The 19,642-nt window shown below is 55.2% G+C and carries 13 protein-coding genes; 7 read left to right on the forward strand and 6 right to left on the reverse strand.

Annotation, left to right across the window (positions count from 1 at the left end; all coding sequences use genetic code 11):
* Positions 1-4: 4 nt before the first annotated feature.
* Genes AC1MLZ_RS20835 through AC1MLZ_RS20850 form a run of 4 tightly spaced genes read right to left on the reverse strand, consistent with a single transcriptional unit; the run spans position 5 to position 6,642 of the window.
* Positions 5-766, reverse strand: coding sequence for a hypothetical protein (locus AC1MLZ_RS20835; protein WP_480961879.1), 762 nt, complete (start codon positions 764-766; stop codon positions 5-7).
* A 2-nt stretch (positions 767-768) separates the two neighbouring features.
* Positions 769-4,029, reverse strand: a complete 3,261-nt coding sequence (mobF, locus tag AC1MLZ_RS20840; RefSeq protein ID WP_480961880.1) for a MobF family relaxase — start codon at positions 4,027-4,029, stop codon at positions 769-771.
* 2 nt (positions 4,030-4,031) lie between these two features.
* Positions 4,032-6,365 (reverse strand): type IV secretion system DNA-binding domain-containing protein, encoded by a 2,334-nt coding sequence (locus AC1MLZ_RS20845; RefSeq protein WP_480961881.1) that lies wholly within the window; start codon positions 6,363-6,365, stop codon positions 4,032-4,034.
* Entirely contained in the window at positions 6,355-6,642 is a 288-nt protein-coding gene (locus tag AC1MLZ_RS20850) for a hypothetical protein (protein WP_132741093.1), read from the reverse strand. Before AC1MLZ_RS20850 ends, AC1MLZ_RS20845 begins: the two co-directional genes overlap by 11 nt.
* A gap of 843 nt (positions 6,643-7,485) precedes the next feature.
* On the opposite strand from AC1MLZ_RS20850, the gene AC1MLZ_RS20855 reads away from it, so the two are divergent.
* The 5 genes from AC1MLZ_RS20855 (at position 7,486) to AC1MLZ_RS20875 (ending at position 14,991) form a co-directional block, all read left to right on the forward strand.
* Positions 7,486-8,535 (forward strand): SIR2 family protein, encoded by a 1,050-nt coding sequence (locus AC1MLZ_RS20855; RefSeq protein WP_480961882.1) that lies wholly within the window; start codon positions 7,486-7,488, stop codon positions 8,533-8,535.
* Complete coding sequence (locus AC1MLZ_RS20860) at positions 8,532-10,271, forward strand: ATP-binding protein (protein ID WP_480961883.1); 1,740 nt, start codon at positions 8,532-8,534, stop codon at positions 10,269-10,271. The genes AC1MLZ_RS20855 and AC1MLZ_RS20860 overlap by 4 nt, the downstream gene beginning before the upstream one ends.
* A gap of 74 nt (positions 10,272-10,345) precedes the next feature.
* The gene (locus AC1MLZ_RS20865; protein WP_480961884.1) at positions 10,346-11,500 is read left to right on the forward strand and encodes a hypothetical protein; all 1,155 of its coding nucleotides are present in this window, start codon (positions 10,346-10,348) and stop codon (positions 11,498-11,500) included.
* Between the two features lie 36 nt (positions 11,501-11,536).
* On the forward strand, positions 11,537-12,736 hold the full coding sequence (locus AC1MLZ_RS20870; protein WP_480958258.1) for an IS256 family transposase: 1,200 nt from the start codon (positions 11,537-11,539) through the stop codon (positions 12,734-12,736).
* 356 nt (positions 12,737-13,092) lie between these two features.
* Complete coding sequence (locus tag AC1MLZ_RS20875) at positions 13,093-14,991, forward strand: Eco57I restriction-modification methylase domain-containing protein (protein WP_480961934.1); 1,899 nt, start codon at positions 13,093-13,095, stop codon at positions 14,989-14,991.
* Between the two features lie 292 nt (positions 14,992-15,283).
* Here the strand turns inward: AC1MLZ_RS20875 and AC1MLZ_RS20880 are convergent, their stop codons facing one another.
* A complete protein-coding gene (locus tag AC1MLZ_RS20880) occupies positions 15,284-15,562 on the reverse strand; it encodes a tyrosine-type recombinase/integrase (protein ID WP_480961885.1) in 279 nt (92 codons plus the stop codon).
* 301 nt (positions 15,563-15,863) lie between these two features.
* On the opposite strand from AC1MLZ_RS20880, the gene AC1MLZ_RS20885 reads away from it, so the two are divergent.
* Both AC1MLZ_RS20885 and AC1MLZ_RS20890 read left to right on the forward strand, forming a co-directional pair.
* Entirely contained in the window at positions 15,864-16,634 is a 771-nt protein-coding gene (locus AC1MLZ_RS20885) for a hypothetical protein (protein ID WP_480961886.1), read from the forward strand.
* The gene (locus AC1MLZ_RS20890; RefSeq protein ID WP_480961887.1) at positions 16,635-19,088 is read left to right on the forward strand and encodes a tetratricopeptide repeat protein; all 2,454 of its coding nucleotides are present in this window, start codon (positions 16,635-16,637) and stop codon (positions 19,086-19,088) included.
* Positions 19,089-19,319: 231 nt separating this feature from the next.
* Here the strand turns inward: AC1MLZ_RS20890 and AC1MLZ_RS20895 are convergent, their stop codons facing one another.
* On the reverse strand, positions 19,320-19,559 hold the full coding sequence (locus tag AC1MLZ_RS20895; RefSeq protein ID WP_480961935.1) for a tyrosine-type recombinase/integrase: 240 nt from the start codon (positions 19,557-19,559) through the stop codon (positions 19,320-19,322).
* Between the last annotated feature and the right edge of the window lie 83 nt (positions 19,560-19,642).

Raw genomic sequence — 19,642 nt, forward strand, 5'->3', positions numbered from 1 at the left:
ATCTTCAGCAACGGCCTTCGGTCCGGGCCTGCCAAGGCACCGACGGCGGTGACACGTCTCGCAACAACGTGCCGGAGGCGCTCGCGGAATGGATTTGCACGATTTGAACCTCCCGCCCGGCGTTCACCTCCAGGCGTGCGACGCAGTCGATGGCAGCCTGGACGGAGCGACAGGCACCATCGTTGACCCCGGCTCCCGCTGTTAGAAACAGCACCGATCGAGGGCTTGTGGTCAGCCAGCGGCGAATGGACGTTGTCGTAGACGACGTCCCAGCCGCAAACCGTCCGGCATCTTCCTGGAGGCGTGCCAATGCCATCCAGCCTGCCCGCGTGTCGGCTGCGAGGTCGATATTTAGGCGCATCGCGTCGGCCATAGATTCATACCCGAAAGCACGAACCCTCTCCGAAACGTCCCGCAGCCTGGCACCGGGTTTCGCCGCTAGTTCCGAAAGCATCTCTGCAAGCACGCAACTGACAGCGTTGTAGATTCCCGGCGCTACTGCGTCTGATCGAAGGATCGCCTCGCCTGCGCATGCGATTTCATGCTGTGTTAGGTGATCGGCAAAGAAGTCCCAGTTGCCGATGGCCGGGTCGAGCAGGAAATCCGTATCCTGGGCGGCGTGAAGACGTGCAAGTTGGCTACCTTCGTCGACGACCATCAAACGTCCGAAACCCCTCCGCGCTTGCGTCAAAAGGAGGTCGAGGATGTCGGATGGAATGGTTTCGTTCGTGCCGCATAGGATCACCGTCGTGGGCGAGTTATTCATTGTCACATATCCAGGCTGAGGTTTTTTTCAGGAAGGCCGCGGATCTGTTCGCCAGACTTGAGCATCGCGGGCAGGGCGCTGAGGTCGTCCATGTCGAGTGGAGGCATGCCAAGCTCGTCGTCCTTGCGATCGGCCTGAACATCGCGCCGATCGGCGTCCTGACCGTCCGTGATCGACGGCATCTCCCCATCGAGGTTTTTGATGTCGGAATAGTCAGTGGTCGACGCGCCCATTGGCGGCAGGTCCGTCATGTCGAGGCTGGCAGGGTCGATCAGGATCTTCTCGCTGCTCACCTCGTCGAGGCTCTCCATTGCTTTGGTGAGCGCATCGTCAGCCGCTTTGGTCTGTACAGCAGCACCATCGATATCGAGGCGGCCGAGGCTTTCCAGCGATGAGGTTTTGTCGCCGGGGTTCTTATCCAGCTGCAGCTCGAGCTTCTGCTGGTTGTCGACGACCATGGTCAGGTCGAGGCGAATACGGGTGACACCGACGTTGAAGAGCCGCTGGTTCGACAGATTACGCTCGAAGCTCTGCATCACCGTAATAGCTTTGTTGACGGTGATGCCCTGCGCCATGTGCATGTTGAGCGCGTAGGCGAGGTTCATCCGCTGCATCATCGGATCGTTCTGCTCGAGCGTGACCTGGTCCTTGTTGGCAAGCTCGACCGTGACCTTACCGTTCTCGATGCCCGCGATCGTGGCCAGCGAGGCATTGTAGATGCCGCGCTCCTTGTCGTTATCAGTCCACCGGATCCGGTCGCCTTCGTGAATCTGGATCGTCTCGATCGTCGCGAGCGACATACGATCCTTGTCGATCATCGGATCGATCTTCTGAGGACTGAACTTAATCGACTTACCGTTTTTTACGATCTCGACCTTGCCGTTGGCAAAGGTTCGCCGGACCTCGGCTACACCGCGTTCGAGTTTAAGCTCCGGCACCGAGCCCTTGATCTCCAGCCGCTGCCCTTTCTCGTAGGTCTTGGCGTAGCGCAGGTCCTCACGCTCGATGTTCACGTTCTGGATGACGGCAATGGACAGCCCGTCACCTTTGAGCGTGCCCTCGTCCTTCAGGCCTTTTTGCACCGCCTGATTGATCGCTGCACGGGTCTCGCGGCCCGACGCGAAAATGGCCGTGTTGGCACGTTCATCCGGCGACAGGGCCAGCCACAGGTCGGACGCGTGCGCCGATGGATCCTCATGCTCGACGACTTTGTCGCCAAGCACCTTCATGGCCTGCCCCGCCTTGCCGATGTTGGCCAGCGCCGCGACCGTGCGCAGCTGGTCAGTCTGCTGGCGAAGGTTGTCATCCATGCGAGCCATGCCGATCTTGTCGGCTTGCATCATGGCAAAGGCCTTGCCGGCATCGATCGGGAGGAGCTGCTGGCGATCGCCGATCAGTGCGACTTTCTCGATGCCGAGCGATTCTGCGATCGTCAGCATCTTGAGCATGTCACGGTTCGACACCATCGACGTCTCGTCGACGACGATGATTGTATTCTTCAGCTCGTCACGACGCGCCTGAGCCTCCGGCGTGTTCTGGTTGGTGACGTGCTTTTCGTTATGCCAGATAAAGTGAGCGATCGTCTCGGCTTTGACCCCAGAATCCTGCATCTGATCGACCGACATCTCGCGAGTGGGAATGGCGTCCGGCCGCGCCATGCCTTCCTTCATGTCCGCGACCATCTTGTTCTGGAATGCCAGGCCCATCACCGATTTGCCCTCGGACTCAACGACGCGGGCAACCGCCTGCAGCATGGTCGACTTACCGGCGCCGGCGATGCCCTGGACCGCGACGATGCGATCCGAGGTCGAGACGATCAGCGTAGCGGCTGCGAGCTGTCCTTCGTTCAGGGGGTGAGGGGAGGCGGCCTGCAGCCGGTCTGGCGCTTCCGAGGGTGCCACGATCGGAGCACCCGCGTCTTTACCCGCCTGGACCCGCGCAAGGATGCTCTCCTCGGTCCGAAGCGCTTCCGGTGTCGTGACAGCCTCGACCTTCTGACCCTGGTGGGTAATCTCCCCGGATAGGAGTTTGCCCTTCTCGGTGAGCTGCTCGACCCTCGCCTCGACATGATCGATGGTGACGCCCTTGAGGCCGAAGTCGAGGGCCTTCTTGGCGACCTTGTCTTTATCGAACGCCGCTTCGCGTTGACTGAGACTGCGGATCGCGGAGGCGACAGCAAGCTGCGCATTAGCCTGGCCGGTGGACGGCGCCAGACGAACCAAACCGCGGTCGACCAGTGGGTCCGGTGACCGGAGCAAGCCCGACACCGTATCCATCGCGACTTTCACGGCGTCCGCGATTACGGTGTAGCTGCGCCCTATCGGGCCAGCGTTCTCTCGTTGCTCCGCCTTGGCGGCGTTCTCTAACGCTCCCTCGAGCAGTTTCTTGCCGTCAAAGCCTTGCTCCGCTGCTTTCGCCATCCAGTCGAGAACGAGCCCGTCGCGGTCTTCGACATTCAGCTTTGGATCGCGCGTGTTGACGGTTACGCCATCACGACCCTTTGGCGAGACGATGCCTAGCTCGGCCGCCTTTTCCATGATCTGTTCGCGTCGTTGGCTGAAGACTTCCAGAACCGCTTTTGGGACGCCGACAATCTCGAACGTGCCATGCTTACCGTCCATCCGGGTCTGATAGCCAAGCTTCTCCAACTCGTTGCGGAGGAAGCTATGGTAGATCGAGCCGATGACGGTGTTGCTGGCCCATAGCTTTTGGGCGTCCAGGGCCTGCCATTTGCCGTCGGGCATCTGCGTCATGTTGGCAACGATCGCGTGGATATGCGCTTGAGGATCGAGCGCCCGGCTCGTGTCGTGCTGAAACAGTGCATAGACCAGATTCCCGGTCTTTACCGTTTCGGTCTTACCGTCCTTGGTGATACGACCGGCCGCGATATTCTTCTCGACCCAGGCCATGGTCTGCTGAACCGCCTTAGTCTGGGCGCCATCGGGGCCGAGGATCCGCTTATCCCCAGCGATATAGGCCATTACCGACACCGACTTCGGTGCGGAAAAGGTCAGGTCGAAACCGGGACGCCGACCGTCCCTGACCTCGACCTTCTCACCAGATGGCAGCTCACCGCTCAGCGCCTTTGCAAATGCCTCCTGCGAAACGGTGCCGGTAAGGCCAGCTGCGGTAGCGCCTTCACCGCCCCACATGCTGACGTCACCGGCCTTCTCGTCGGTGTAATATTCGCCGCTGACGAAGTCGTCCTTGGTGAAATATTTTGCGGCGCCGGATGCCGATTTAACGGATGCGATCGAGTGCATCGTTACATCCCGTATCCGTCATCAGGGAAGGCATCGCGCGCCTCCCGGATCGACAGGTCCTCCGGCCGTTCTCCGGTCGGCGTAGGATCGTCTTTCTGGCGCTGCTGGTCCTCACTGCGCGCCTGGACGGACTTACCCTCCAGAGACCGTTCGCGGTCCTTGCGATCGTCATCGCCGGAACGCTCACGCATGTCTTGGACGAGCACCGGCGGTTCGGTTCTGGCGGTGGCTTCAACCGGTGTAGCGTCGCGCGAATTGTCGACCTCGTTCTCAGTCGGCTGCGACAGGATATTAGTGGCGAAGGTGTTGGCCACGTTTGCCGGCTCAACCTCTTCTTCTGTCAAACCGGGCACATCGCCACGTCCAACATCGTCGTCGCCACTCTGCGGCTTGCCACCACCTCCGCGAACCACCCTTCCAGGCTCGTCCGGCTTAGCCGGTTTCCGCTCGATGAAGCCCTCGGCGACGGTCGAGTAATGTTCCCATTCCAGGCGGATGCGTGCAGCAGGGAAGCCATCGGGAAACTTCACGAAGCCGTGCAGGCTGGGCAAATTCATGATGTCATCGGGGATGACCAGCGGCTCGATCTGTTTACGGGGGGTCAGGGTCGAGGCGTCGCGGGTGTTGTTGTAACCATAGCTGTACCCCTCATCCATCTGCCGGATCTCGCGGTTGCCAATGTAGCGCGCACCCTGTTCAGCAGTGTCGAGGTCGGCTGCGGCGAGGATCAGTTTGGTGCGTGCGAGCGACGACAGGTTGCGGGCATTTTCCTCGCCGTAGACCTGCGTAAGCTTGTCGAACGAGTGCAACCCGAGCACCATCGCACCACCGAAGTTACGGGCGGTCTGGAGGCCGTCCTCGATAGCCGGAAGGCGGTGGAGTGCGCCCAGTTCGTCGAACACGAACCAGGTGCGCAGGTTGCGGGTTTTCTTCATCGTCATCAGCGCGTGGATGGCGAGGTTCGACCAGAGCGTGAGCAGTGCCCGGTTCATCTCGAGGTCGGTGTAGTTGGAGGTTATGAATAGGATCGAGCCAGGCTTCTTCTCGGACGTCATCCAGTCCTTGATCGAGTATTGTGGACCGTCGTCGGGCAGGAAGCGCAGGACCTGCGCATTCGTATTGAAAACCGCGCGGATCGACTCTGCCATCTTGGCCGCTTCGGGGGCCGTAATGGGGTCGGCGATGGTGTTGGCAAGATGCTTGTGAACCAGCTTCAGGTCAGCGGTCATGAGGTTGTCGGCAAGCGCCTGGTTGGACGTCAGTCCCTTCTCGATGAGCTTCATGCACATCTCGATGAAAAGGGTACGTGCAGCGAGTGCCCAGAACGGATCGGCCGCCCCGCCGTCCGAGGGGATCAGGGCTCCAGCGGCTGCGGTAAACTCGCTATAGGTTCGGCAGTCATTGAAGATCGTCCAGGCCGGGCACCGTGCGTCGGCCGGGTTGAGAATGGTGTCACGTGTCGGGTCGTAGAACGCTTCGACATAGGCCCCGGTCAGGTCGAACACGACGGCGGTATCTTCGCGTTCGCGCATCTCACGAAGGAGCTTACGGAACACGGTCGTTTTACCGGAACCGGTGGTGCCGAGCGTCATGAAATGTGACTGTTCGAGACGGTGTGGAAACGGGATGCCGGCAACGGTGTAGGGGTGGTGGATCCCGCCCATCTTGCGGGCCTTGAACTTCAGCTTCAGGACCTGTTCCGGCGTCTTGTCCGGAAAGAGTTTTGCGGCCTCCTTCACGAACTCGATTCTGTTGTGTTGGGCGATCTCGGAATAGAGCAGATCGCGCTCGACCAGCATGGCGCCGCGCTCATGGCGTTCCTGGATCATCGCCTTGCCGCGACGGGCCGAGAAGTCGACGTACCAGATCGACAGCGGGATGGTGATGCACGAGGCAATCGCGACCGAGCCCATGAACCCCTTCACGGCCTTGTGCCATGCAAGGATGACCTCCGGGACGTAAGGCACGTAGCCCATGTAGGTGTGGCGCACGCTGTCGTCGGGCAGACGGAGGTTGATGCGCTTCATCTCGTCGAACGAGATCCAGTCCCACAGCCCGGACAGGATGCGCATCGAAATGAGCTGAATGTTGTTCTCGTCGAGGGTGAGCGAGAGGATCGTGGAGTAGGCGATGACGAAAGTGCCAAGCCACATGTAGATCGGCATTTTGGCACCCTGTAGCCACATCAGGACCTGGGTATTGAGAAGCTGGCTGCCACGGGTGAAGTTGCCCGAATTGCGAGGCGCTTCGCCACGTGCGCTATGGTGCTTTTGGGGGATCGGACGCCGATCGTTGCGGATGTCCTCGCGGGGCGCTTTTGGGTCGTCACGCGCCATGATGAAGCTTCATGCGACGGTCGGCTTCGAGGACGAGCGTCTCGCGCAATTCCGGGTGGTTTTCCCGGATGATCGCATCGAGCGCGACCTGCATATATTCGGTCACGCGCAAGTGGCGTCGCTCGCTGCCTTCAAGCAGCTTTCGGCCATCAAGATGTTGTTCGATCGCCCGACGAATTAGGTCCGACGGCGAGCACTCCAGTTTGGCTGCTTCTGCCTCTATACGGGCACGCAGATCACCGGCTACCCGAAGGGTATAAGGGCGTGAGGTACTCAAGTAACCAGCCTCCTAGCAGAGAGGCTGATGGGTCCTTAGGAGGACGTTCCTTATAGCTGTGGAACGCGGCTACAACAAGCTCGATATCGTGGTTTGGGCATAAGCCGTATTACGGTGTCTTACGCGGGAAACGGCGGAAATCTGCGCTTTTGAGGCGTAATACGTTGTAAGACAAACTGTAAGACATTGTATACACTATCATGGTCCTTTTAAGGTCCTGATATTCAACGGGAAAAGCAAGCAAAGCTTGCAAGGGTGTGCTGTCAATACCCGATCAATCCGTATTAATTCGAGAACCGCAACGAACGGCAAATTTGGCTTTTTTTTCAATCTTCTAACGGCGCCATCCGCGCGTAAGCGCGGGTGGAACAGCTTCCGCAAACGGAGAGTGTTCCTGCTTTGATCTGAATGTGGGACCAAATAGCCATCATGTCCCCACCTGGCGGCGAACTGTTTAACTACGTCTGCGGTTGGGTGGCCGTATGCGACTGAGCATCGTCGTCAAAACGGCAGTTTGGCTACCCCGAATAGAAGAACCAGCGATTGAAAATCGCGTTCGTTAAAGGCGGATCGGCGGCGATGGTTGGCGAGGCTGCGGCGCTCACCGCGTATCCGCTACCCGTGCAACGATCGCATGAAAACGGCGTCGCCAGATTTATAGCGGAGCGCCAAAACTGCCATTTAAAATGGAGCATTGATGGAAGCACGTGGACACACGTGAACGAAGTTTCTGCTCGTCCATGATTGGACAATTAGAATTGCGAACGGCTACCGTTTTCTAGTGGTTTCGCGAACATTGATCGCCGATACAGGGCGCGTTTAGCTTGAGGAGTTGGGAGAAAGATGGCGGACCCGACGCCGGTTGAAGAGGTACTGATGTTCGCGCAGGAGGCGATGCGTCTTGCGCCCGTCATTATCCTTGGGAGCGGCGCGTCGGCAGCGCACGCGATACCCGGTATGTGGCCGCTCGCGGAACACCTTAATACGCTCGTGGGGATTGCAGATCCGGACAGCGAGGAAGAGGCTGAATGGGCGGCGTTCAAGAAGAAGCTTGCCGACGGCGTTGACCTCGAAACGGCCCTTGGCGCTGTACGGTTGACGCAGCGCCAGACGGCTTACGTTGCGGTCGAAACCCGTTCCTTCCTTCTTCCCTCCGATGAAGCCGTTTTCACCAAGATACTATTCGACCGCCATTACCTTCCACTCGCGCGCTTATATCGATATTTGTTTACCAGCACGCAGCGTCAGATCGACGTCATAACGCCAAATTATGATCGCATCGCCGAGTACGCGGCAGATGCTGCTGGGTACTCTCATTTCAGTGGGTTTACGTCGGGCTATCTACAGGTTCGCACACCGGGCCATGCGCCTCGCCCGTCAAACCCTCCGGACGCCACGCGCACCGTTCACGTGTGGAAAGTTCATGGTTCATTGGACTGGTTCGAGGGCAGCAGTCAGATTGTTGGCATACGCGGTATGCGCGAGACGCCGGACGGCTTCACGCCCCTAATGATTACGCCGGGTATCGACAAATACCGCCTTGCACACTTAGAGCCCTTCCGGACGGTATTTACTTGCTCCGACGCTGCGCTGGAACGTGCTCGTGCCTACTTTTGCGTTGGCTACGGCTTTAACGATCAGCATCTACAAACGAGAATGGTCGAGAGGTGCGAAGTCGACTCTATTCCCATCGTTCTTATAACAAAAACGGTATCTGAACCTGCAAGGCAGTTCCTCAGCGGGGGACGATGCCGCAAGTATCTAGCGATCGAAGAGCGGCCCGGTGGCAGCAAGGCCTACACAAACGCTTATCCTGCCGGGGTTGAGCTACCAGGTTTGGCGGCCTGGGGGCTTCGCGATTTTCTTGATTTCACACTCGGAGCAGACGTATGACCATCCTAAATTATGAGGATACGGAGGCTCTTGGCTGCGTCCAATCTGTGGATACCGCTACGGTGGTGGTCCGAGTTGATGATACAGAGGCGCTGAGAACACTTCAGGTCAATCGCTTGGTCGCGCTACAAAGCAGCCGAGCCGGCCAACATCTAATCGGCATCATTCAGAAAATCACTCGCACGGCCCTTCAGGAACGCTCGGGATCAGCTGATATCGATGCCTCCGATCAGGCTTTTCCGGAGGTCAATCTTTGCCGTATCACTTTGATTGGAACTCTACTTACTAGGGTTGGTACACAATCAAACGTTTTCCGCCGAACCCTCGAAACAGTGCCAGAGATCGAAGCGAATTGCTTCGCCTTAGAGGGCGAAAAGCTCACCCGTTTTATGGAAGTCATTTCGGCCGTTACGGCCGACGGGCAACGGCTTTCGCTGGGCCATTATAGCCTTGATCCAAACGCTGAGGCCTTCCTGAACGGCAACAAGCTCTTTCAACGCCATGCGCTTGTGGTCGGTAGCACGGGATCAGGAAAGTCATGGACGACTGCACGCCTACTTGAGCAGGTCGCTGATCTTTCCAGTGCCAACGCAATCGTCTTCGATATGCATGGAGAATATGCCTCCATGGTCGGCGATGGCTTCGATCACTTTCGCATTGCTGGCCCCGCCGATATCGAGGCGGGTAAGGGCCTCGACGACGGCGTGCTTCATCTCCCTTATTGGCTGCTCACTTACGAAGCGTTGGTGTCGATGTTCGTCGACCGATCTGACACAAATGCGCCGAACCAAGCCATGTTGATGTCGCGGGCAATCAACGAAGCGAAGCGCGATTTTCTATCCGCGGGCGGGCATACCGACACGTTAGCTAATTTCACGATCGATAGCCCTGTGCCTTTCCCGATCGAAGAAGTTTTGAACCAGCTGCAGGTCCTTAATTCCGAGATGGTGCAGGGAGCACGAAGTGAAAAGCAGGGCGATTTTTTTGGTAAGCTTAGCAGGCTTATTCAGCGGCTAGAAAACAAGGCAACCGATCGTCGCCTTGGCTTTTTGTTTCCATCGCATCCGGAAGCAATGGCCTATGACTGGTTGAACACATTGGTAACCAAATTATTAGCAGGCAGGACCGCCAAGGGAGACAAGGGCGGCGTCAAAATTATAGATTTTTCGGAAGTCCCGTCAGACGTCCTGCCCCTCATAGTTGGCCTCGTCGCCCGCCTCGCTTTTTCAGTGCAGCAGTGGCTTCCAAGCGGAGCCCGTCACCCCCTGGCATTATTTTGCGACGAGGCGCATCTCTACATTCCGCAAGATGTCGCCACTAGCGCAGCTGAAAACGCCGTCGCCGTGTTCGAGCGGATTGCAAAAGAGGGCCGCAAATATGGTGTTGGTCTCGTGGTGATTAGCCAGAGGCCGTCAGAGGTAAACCGGACCGTCGTGAGCCAGTGCAGCAACCTGGTTGCAATGCGACTTACAAATGGGGATGATCAATCGGTGGTCCGGCGCCTTCTGCCAGATAGCCTTGGCAGCTTTAGTGATCTTCTTCCCGTGCTTGATACGGGGGAGGCGCTCGTCGTTGGGGACGCGATTCTCTTGCCAACCAGAATAAGAGTTGCAAAGCCCCGTAACGAACCGCTGAGCGGAACGATCGATTTTTGGGATAAGTGGGCGGACCCCACCAGCAGAAGTGATCTCACCATGGCAGTGGAAAGCTGGCGACGGCAATCCCTCCAGCGCTAGAATCTAGTCAGCGCATCCTAAGGTGAAATACTGTATTTATATCAATTTGTCCAAGACTGCGAGTTTAACTTAGAATGCCATTGTTCCATCCTCGCATCATAGAAAAGTACACTCTTGAACCAGAGTCGCTACCTGACAGTCATGCAACGATACTGGCCGAGTGGGCTACGAGTTTGGCGTCAGGTGCCTTTAACCGTGAGACGTCCAATGACGGTGAGTTTATCCAACGTATCCTTATCGATGTCTTGGGTTACCGGGGAAGCAGCACGGGCTTAAGTTGGTCCCTAGGAAAGAATCAGCCTGTGGGTACTGGCAATGTCGATGTAGCGCTTGGCCGCTTCGGCCCTAGCGAGACTTACATTCTCGCACCTTTCGAGCTGAAAGGTGCAAAGACAAAGGACCTCGACGCTGTAATGCCCGGCCGTAATAAGTCGCCAGTGCAACAGGCTTGGGAATACGGTATGGATGCGAAGGGCGCGAAGTGGGTTCTTCTGTCAAACTACCGTGAGATAAGACTTTACGCTATAGGTTATGGACGGAAGGACTATGAGTCATTTGACCTAACATCATTAACCGATCCGAAACTCTATAACCGGTTCATGCTTCTCCTTTCTGCTGAAAGTCTTTTAGACGGGCGCACTCAGTCGCTTTTGAAGGAAAGCGAAAATAAAGATAAGGATATAACGAATAAGCTTTATACGGATTATCGTGCGCTGAGAGATGAAATGATATCCACTCTGTCTAAGGACAATCCTGGTGTGGATATCATGGACATTATCCAGTCTACGCAGACGATTCTTGATCGCGTCCTATTTGTCGCATTCGCGGAGGATCGCGGATTACTTCCGGATAACACACTTGAAGACTGCTACGACGATAGAGGCAGATGGAACCCACAACCGGCTTGGGAAAATTTCAAGGGACTCTTTCGATCCATTGATAAAGGCAATCCTACGTTAAAGATACCGGGCTACAACGGGGGCCTATTTTCTGAAAAGACATTGCTCGACAATCTTAATGTTAGCGATCGCCTATGCGAAGGTTTTAAGACGATTGGGGGATATGACTTCGCTAGCGACGTGAGCGTTAATATTCTCGGGCATATATTTGGGTCGTGTCCCCGCTGGTGGTGTAGCTCAGCGGTAGTGAAGCTGACCGGTCGCGCGCTATCATCCAGCGCTGTAGCGGCCGGTCAGGTTCACGGGTGGCCATCGAAGATCTTCGGATAGGTTTGGGTTGCAAGACTCAACCAACGGAGACCTTCGATGACCGACGATACGATGAACCTGCAAGCGCTGGTGGGAAAGAGCGCGGATGCAGATTTCCTACGCGAAATGATTGGCTTTGCCGCGCAGCGGCTGATGGACCTGGAGGTCGGTAGTCTGACCGGCGCGGGTTATGGCGAGAAGAGCAGTGACCGCCTCGCGCAACGTAACGGTTACCGCGAGCGGGACTGGGAAACGCGGGCCGGCACCGTTGAACTGCGTATCCCCAAGCTGAGGACGGGCAGCTACTTTCCCGCCTTTCTGGAGCCCCGGCGCCTTTCCGAGAAAGCGCTAACCGCAGTCGTCCAGGAGGCATACATCCAGGGCATCTCGACCCGTTCGGTCGACGATTTGGTGAAGGCCATGGGTATGAGCGGCATCTCGAAAAGCCAGGTGAGCCGGCTTTGCGAGGAGATCGACGTCCGCGTGAAGGCGTTCCTCGAGCGCCCCATTGAAGGCGACTGGCCATACGTGTGGGTCGACGCGACGTACCTGAAAGTGCGTCAGGCTGGTCGGATCGTCTCGGTCGCGGTCACCATTGCGGTCGGCGTGAACGGTGACGGCAGGCGCGAGGTGCTCGGCATGGCGATCGGTGCGTCGGAGGCCGAGACATTCTGGACAGACTTCCTCCGCGGCCTCGCGCGGCGGGGCCTACGCGGCGTGAAACTCATCATCTCGGATGCCCACGAGGGCATCAAAGCTGCCGTCTCACGCGTGTTCAGCGCCACGTGGCAGCGGTGCCGCGTACATTTCGCGCGCAACGCTACGGCCCATGCCGGCAAGAGCGGGCGGCGCGTCGTCTCGGCCTTCATCGCCACCGCGTACGCACAGGAGACGCCCGAAGCCGCCAAGGGTCAGTGGCGCAAGGTCGCCGATCAACTCAGGCCCAATGTCCCCAAGCTCGCGAAGCTCATGGACACTGCCGAGGAGGACGTGCTCGCGTACATGTCGTTCCCGCCACAGCATCGCACCAAGCTGCACAGCACCAATCCACTCGAACGCCTCAACGGCGAGATCAAGCGGCGCACCAATGTCGTCGGCATCTTCCCCAACGAGGATGCCATCACCCGGCTGGTCGGCGCCTTGCTGCTCGAGCAAAACGATGAGTGGGCGGTTCAGCGGGGCCGTTACATGACACTGGAAAGCGTGACGCAATTGGGCGATGATACCACCGTCACGTTGTCGTCCATGACGGCGTAATCGACCCGGCCCTGCCCGGAGATCAAAGCGGCTACGCCGCTGAAGCTACACCACGCGGTGGGACACGATCTATATTTGAACAGTCGATATCCGACCTTGAGGCGATAAAGTCTTCATTTGTTGGCGCGACGTCCGATAGCGCATCAAGAATAAGCAAGCGAAATCAAGACGGGATTTTTTATACACCCACCTATGTTACTCGATTCATAGTTGAGAAGGCGGTTGGTGGCTGGCTCAATGATCAAAAATCGAAGATTGGTTTTCAGAATCTCCCGGAACTAGATGACACGGATTACAAGTCAATTCAGCCAATTACTCGCGGCGCAAGAAAAGGATCTATCGTAAACAACGCCAAGATAGATAAGCATCTTTCGGCTTGGGAGGCTTACAAGGTTGCGCTGACCGATGTCAAAGTTGTAGATCCAGCGTGCGGATCAGGAGCGTTCCTCAACGAAGTATTCGACCTTCTATACCGGGAGGGGCTTTCAGTAAATAATGAGCTTGCTACCTTATCAGGCGGTCAGCGACAGCTATTTCGATGGGATACGCATATCCTCTCGAACAACCTTTTTGGTGTGGATATAAACCAAGAGTCTGTAGAGATTACAAAGTTGTCGCTCTGGCTAAAAACTGCAAACAGGAATGAAAAGCTAAGCTATCTGGACGATAATATCAAATGTGGTAACTCGTTAGTTGACGATGCCGCTATTTCGCCAGATCGTTCATTTTCATGGGACGAGCAGTTTCCCGGAATCATGTCCAAGGGCGGATTCGACGTTGTCTTAGGAAATCCGCCATGGGGAGCTCAGATCACAGCGACCGAGTTGGCATCGATCAAGAAAAATCATAGCGAAATAATTGTTCGCATGATTGATTCCTACATGTTCTTTATGGCCAAATCTGTAAGCATATCGAACCAAGGTGCTTATAACGGCTGGGTAATTCCAGACTCCGTTTTATACCAGATGGACGCCGGTAAGCTACGTCAGTGGATCGCCGAACGTTCCCAAATCCAAGTGATACTAAATCTCGGAGACGTTTTTGACGATGTGTCTCGACCATGTGCCATAACGGTGTTTAAGATCGGACAGCCGGAGGTATCTAACATTGTAGAGGTTGGGGATGTTAGTACGTTACGGGACAAGGCGGCGATATTTAATAATGAGCATATTACACGAGTAAAGGCTAACATATTATCGAGTTTGCCTAACTCGATATGGCCGACGAAAAATCTTCCCGGGTACGCAATACTTTCAAAACATAAATCAATATTAGGCCAGGTCATTGATCGCGATGGCATACAGCGCGGTATAAGCCCTGATCTTAAGGAAGCCTTTATCGCGCCACGATCACGTTTTAAGGAGTTCATGGTTGAAGAGGCATTGATAAAACCGACTGTTACCGGGGGGGCAGAAGTACGGAGATACACGATTCAAACATCCGATAAGTCAATATTATATATATCTAAGGATAGTCCGACCGAAGACATCACTAATGGCATATCCTACGTCTCTCGGTTCCGAGAAAAGATAACTTGTAAAGAGGTCTCACAGGGGAAGCATCCATTCTTTACGCTGCATCGCGCTCGTAACGAGGAAATATTTCTCAAGCCTAAAAAGGTCCTTGGCGTCATTACGAGTGATCGTATCATCACCGCGGTAGATGAGTCGACTCTTTATCCGACAGATGGCATATATGTAATGAGCCCGATCAGCGGAGTTTCTCCATATTTTCTTTCTGCTGTGCTAAACTCGAAATTTTCAACGTACTGCTACCGGCTTCTTTCGGGCGAGGTCGGCAGAGCAATGGCTCAGGTTAAGCCGAAGATACTAGAGTCCCTGCCATTTCCTATGATTTCGGCCACCGCACAAGTTCCGTTTACCGATCTGTATAAGATAATCCGACAAAAGATTGCTGAATTGGATTCGGCAAATTCTAGATTTCGAGGTTTGGTCGAGTCTGACTTCACGTTTAACGTTTATCCTCCAAAACTAAAGAGATGGTACCTGCTGAGCAGTAAGGAATTCATATCGGAAATTGCACGTTGCAAGGGTGATATGAGCCTTATCAGAAAGTCTGAATGGATTTCGCATTTCGAAGGTGAGAAGGAAAAGTGCGTCGCTATGCTTGAAGTTATCACAGATGCCGAGACTGAGATAAACAACATGGTCTACAAGACCAATCGACTTAGTTTGGACCAGATTAAGATTATTGAGGAATCGGTGCCAGACCCTTATCAGTTATCATCCGGGTAGTCCGAGAAATAAATAAGCGTATTTTGCGACTCAAACACCTTGGAAAGGCCCTCAGGCTCGCCGCCCCAACCTGGATAAGCGCTAGGTCGAAATACCTGATAGCTCGTTCCATTGGGGACCGTAATCCGTATGTAATGCTCCTCGGGCGCTAGGACGCTGTTGGCATACACGAGATTCTCGACCACAGTTTGGCAGAATCCCGACGCCCCGCATCGACGTTTCAGTGTTCGTCGCCTGCTGGCGTAACCAGTCTTGCAATTTGGACGCACGCTGTTGAGGCAACTGCGGTTTGTCATGTTAGCAGCCGCTCAATGAGACCCCCGATCTGCTGCGCAGTGTCCGATACGTGCTCGTCCCCCAAGTGAGCATAGCGAGACGTGGAACTCAGACTGCGATGTCCGAGGAGCCGCCCAATCATCGACAACGTTTCACAGTTCATCGCAGCATGGCTGGCAAACGTATGGCGCAAATCATGAAGTCTGACGTTCGACAGACCACCTCGATTGCGAATGCTCCGCCGATAATTGCTCGGTTTGAGCAATGGCGTACAGCGCACCGGGCCCCAGAACATCGCTCAATTGCGATACGGGATCATCTTGGCGTCTTGGCGCGGCACGTAGGAGAGGACCCGTTCTCACCTGATCGAGCCCGCCGACGGCCGCACGGTCAGGGTTGTCGGCCACGCCGACGACGATATCGCCAAGGGCGATCGCGTGTTAGGCGCAATTTCCTCGTGCTAAGAGGCGACCCGTTGTAAGGCCATCTTAAATACCGGAGGTATCTATTAAGTGACGGCCGCGCAGCTTCCTGTGCACGATTGTGAGGCGGAGATTCCCTATGCGGCTCTCACCTGCACCCTATGTGGACTACCCGTGGGGTTTCCGAACGTGCGGGCCGCTGAAAGCCCTGAAGAGGTTGACGCTCTGGCCGCTAGAGTGGCAAACGCCGTAGCTTCTGCTGACGCGCGTCGATGCCGGACAGAGCTAGAGGATTTCGGCGATGCCGTGCAGTCCTCGGTCGTCGTCGTAGCAATGCAGCTCGCACCACTGCAAACTATCGTCGAGAACGACAACGCCCTTCAAAGCACTTACCATAACATGGTTGCCGCTGGAGCCCGCTTGCCTAACAACGGCTTCGACAACCAACGCCAGATGTTTGATAGCTCGGTCAATCCTCACGATGTATTTAGATATATAAGTTACGGAGCACTATCGATTGATGGAGAAGGTGTTGATGGCTATGGACCATTCTCCTTGACTTTAAAGGAAATATTTGTCGAGAAGAGATCCTCCGTCTTCGAGGAAAATCCGGCTACTTTTTTCGATAACCATGGAATAGCGATGCAAAAAGGTGTGCCACTAGGTTATCGAGCAACCTGGCAGAATCGCTCATCATTGGCCATGGCCAAACTCCAATCCGAGATATCCTCGATAACCAAGCGGGCCGACTATCCGAATATCCTTCTGAAACAGTCTGCCGGCTCTACCACTAGCGACTTCATTGAGGTTCATATGTTCGGCGCGATACCGGGAAAGGCAATTTCTGCAGTGTCGGCAAAGCCTCCTACGGGCCCGGATCGTGTCGTGTGGAAGAGGGTAAAAGCTAAGCTCATCGCTGCAGGCGTTAGCGTAAAGGAGCGTTGAATGCTTGCAATGTATTCAGCTCAAGCCGGACTGATTGCCTTCCCGCGACAGTCTGCATTTACAATTGAGAATATTTATACCGGAGAGAGGTCCGAAGCTACGCGGGCAGCCCTTCGATTTACATTCAATGGCTGCACAGATGTCCAGAGCGGCGAGTTTAAGCGGGAGATTGACGCCAGGAATGCCGCGCGGATCCCGTGGGCAACGAGCCGCGCTTTGTCTCTTCTGTTATACCTCATCGATCCTGAAGATGAGTTTGACGATCATGAGGAAGTTGCTTCGTTTTTGGAGGAAATGCTTCAGATCCACGCCAGTATAGCTAGCCGAGTTGCGAACGTTCTATTCGCTAAGCCATTACCAAAGGTAATTAATCCCACGCGAATGAATGCATATTTTTCCGGCGACAGCGAAATTAGCGTGGCAGTCCACAAGCTGGACGCTTCTCAATCCCAGACAACCAGAGTCCGGGAGGCGTTCGATGCTATACCAGAAGAGCTATTTGGTCAGACCGGGCGGGGAGCTTTTGAGGCCGAGGCTATAGAGCGCGGTTGCTTCAAGACGTTGGTTCTAGCAGCCGCTGACGGTCTACCGATGGGTAAAGCAATATTCGAGGTTCATACATCTCTTAACAAACTGGAAAATGCACGTGGCGTCATTCAGGCATGGACTAAGCACTACCAGGTTTCATTAAAGCTACGCAACACAGAGGACTTGCCTAACACTGATCAATTTCGTCAACCGTTCAATTTCGATGGTGCGGGTGCCAGACGTCGTGCCCTAGAGCGAGTTCAGCGCGAAAAGCGTGCGATTCTGGATCGTGTTGTCGCAGGCGACCTCGAGACCGCCCGGTCGTTCGCTCGTGAACTAGTCTCTCATCAGGAACGCGAAGGTGAGCCGGAGCATGTTGCCAAGAGTCTAACGAGCTTAAGCCGTGATGCACGAGATCTTGGCGCTTGGTCCGTAGCTCTTGAGTGGGCCGAACAGGCAGTAAAGATCAAAGTCGATGATCCGAAAACCCATGCGGAGCTTGCGCAAGGGTATATACATTATGGACGATATTCTGACGCAGTTTCGTCCCTTGATTTGGCTGAAGCTTTTGGCGAGGGCGCTTTCGCGGCTACCCAGCGTGCCCGCATATTGAGATTGCAACGCCTGCCTGATGCTGCACTGACCGCTTACGAAGAGGCACTTGATCGATTTTCGGGAACCGAACAAGAGCCTTACATTATAGCAGGCGTGGCTGAGTCATTAAGAGATATGGGTCGCTTAGAAGAGGCTAAGGCGTTGTACGCCGAAGCGTCGCGTCGTTTTGATCAGCATGCTGGAATATTGAATGGGTTTGCCTCTGTTCTCCGGGAGCTTGGCAGCCATGATGAAGCCCTTGGTGTCTTTAAAAATAGCGTACGTATGTTTGGCGACGCCGTGGCTCGTAACGGAATAGCGCAAATCTACAGAGATAAGGGCGATTTTGACGCAGCTAAGGAGCTTTTCGAGGCAACTATAGCACAGTTTCCGTACGACACATATTCTCGTTGTGGCTTAACTTACACGCTCCTGGATCAAGATGATGCTACGTCAGCGTTGAGCCTGGCTGCGCGAACTGCAACGACGTTTGCTGAAAGCTCAGCAGCGCTTTCAGCTTATGGTGCCACCCTGCAACGAACGGGCAGGGTCAAAGATGCGGCCGAATTGTATAGAGACGGCCTAGACCGTTTCCCGTTCGATCCGCATTTGAGCATTTCACTGTCTAACCTTGAGCGCTATCAGGGCAATTATGATGAGGCACTAATAGTGCTTGATCGTGCGCGTGAACGCTTTCCTTACGATCGGTCAATTGAATCGGCCCGCGCAGGCATGCTCCGCCGGCTTGGTCGTGTAGAGGAAGCAGTAAAGGCTTACCGAGCAATTCTCGATAAGACGCGGCACGCGCGGTTTGCGTCGAACTCACTCGCCAGTCTGTTTGTGTATGTAGGACGCTACGATGAGGCGTTACAGCTTTTGCAAGTAGACAATCCCTACACTGAAGCAGAGTGGCGGACATTCATGCTTCGCGCTCATCTGGATCATCGTACCGGATTTACGAGCGATGCCGTTCGGCGTTTGCAGTACGGAATTCAAAATGTACCGTTCGCTAGGGAGGACCGAATGATGCGGGCGACCCTGGCGTCCCTCGCACTTGAGGCGAACGATGTAACTCACGCCGTGAGCCTAACTGCAACCTTGAAAGGTGACTTCACGGCATTGCTAAAGCTTCATGCGCTTGCGTCTTCAAACAAACTGCCACAAGCAACTGCCATGCTGGTCGATCCTGAGATGGAAGCTCTTCCACCAAAATATCTTTTGATAAAAGACGAAATAGTAAGGCATTTTGGACTAGATTTAGCTCCTCCACGCCATGACCTGTCTTGGCTTTTCAAAGCGGAAAATGATGCATTGCTTCTTGAGGCTGCCTGAGATTCCTCTGAGTTGACACCCCTTTTCCTCACTGCGCCGTTCAGACGGCATTTATCTTTGTGAGCATAGCGGGATTCTAATTTCTTGTGTCGGATACCAGATACCGCCCCATCATCAAAAGTGTCCCCTCGTACGTCGCTGCTGGTCTACAGGAATATTACGTTAGTCGGGAGCTTAACGCTAACCACGTTGCAATATTGAACGAAGCTGACGGAGTTACCTAGAAGTTTGTCATGTCAGGAGCCGCGACATAACGTCCCCGATCTGCTGCGCAGCGTCCGATACGTGCTCATCCCCCAGGTGGGCATAGCGAGACGTGGAACTCAAACTACGATGTCCGAGGAGCCGACCAATCATCGACAACGTTTCCCTGCTCATCGCGGCATGGCTGGCAAACGTATGGCGCAGATCGTGAAGTCTGACATTAGATAAACCAGCTCGGTTGCGAATGCTCGGCCAATAATTGCTCAGTTTGAGCGTATCTGCTCACCCCCTTGCGGCGGTAACACAGGCGGCGTGACACGGGCTGCATAGTCCGAGGTTGGGTGGGGCTG

The sequence above is a fragment of the Sphingomonas sp. PEI4 genome, from assembly GCF_056679955.1.

What these genes read in the sequence shown, in the direction of transcription:
- mobF (WP_480961880.1), bottom strand. Translation starts at nt 4,029, where the DNA reads ATGCACTCGATCGCATCCGTTAAATCGGCATCCGGCGCCGCAAAATAT.
- AC1MLZ_RS20865 (WP_480961884.1), top strand. Translation starts at nt 10,346, where the DNA reads ATGCCATTGTTCCATCCTCGCATCATAGAAAAGTACACTCTTGAACCA.
- AC1MLZ_RS20845 (WP_480961881.1), bottom strand. Translation starts at nt 6,365, where the DNA reads ATGGCGCGTGACGACCCAAAAGCGCCCCGCGAGGACATCCGCAACGAT.
- AC1MLZ_RS20880 (WP_480961885.1), bottom strand. Translation starts at nt 15,562, where the DNA reads ATGTTCTGGGGCCCGGTGCGCTGTACGCCATTGCTCAAACCGAGCAAT.
- AC1MLZ_RS20835 (WP_480961879.1), bottom strand. Translation starts at nt 766, where the DNA reads ATGAATAACTCGCCCACGACGGTGATCCTATGCGGCACGAACGAAACC.
- AC1MLZ_RS20890 (WP_480961887.1), top strand. Translation starts at nt 16,635, where the DNA reads ATGCTTGCAATGTATTCAGCTCAAGCCGGACTGATTGCCTTCCCGCGA.
- AC1MLZ_RS20855 (WP_480961882.1), top strand. Translation starts at nt 7,486, where the DNA reads ATGGCGGACCCGACGCCGGTTGAAGAGGTACTGATGTTCGCGCAGGAG.
- AC1MLZ_RS20860 (WP_480961883.1), top strand. Translation starts at nt 8,532, where the DNA reads ATGACCATCCTAAATTATGAGGATACGGAGGCTCTTGGCTGCGTCCAA.
- AC1MLZ_RS20870 (WP_480958258.1), top strand. Translation starts at nt 11,537, where the DNA reads ATGACCGACGATACGATGAACCTGCAAGCGCTGGTGGGAAAGAGCGCG.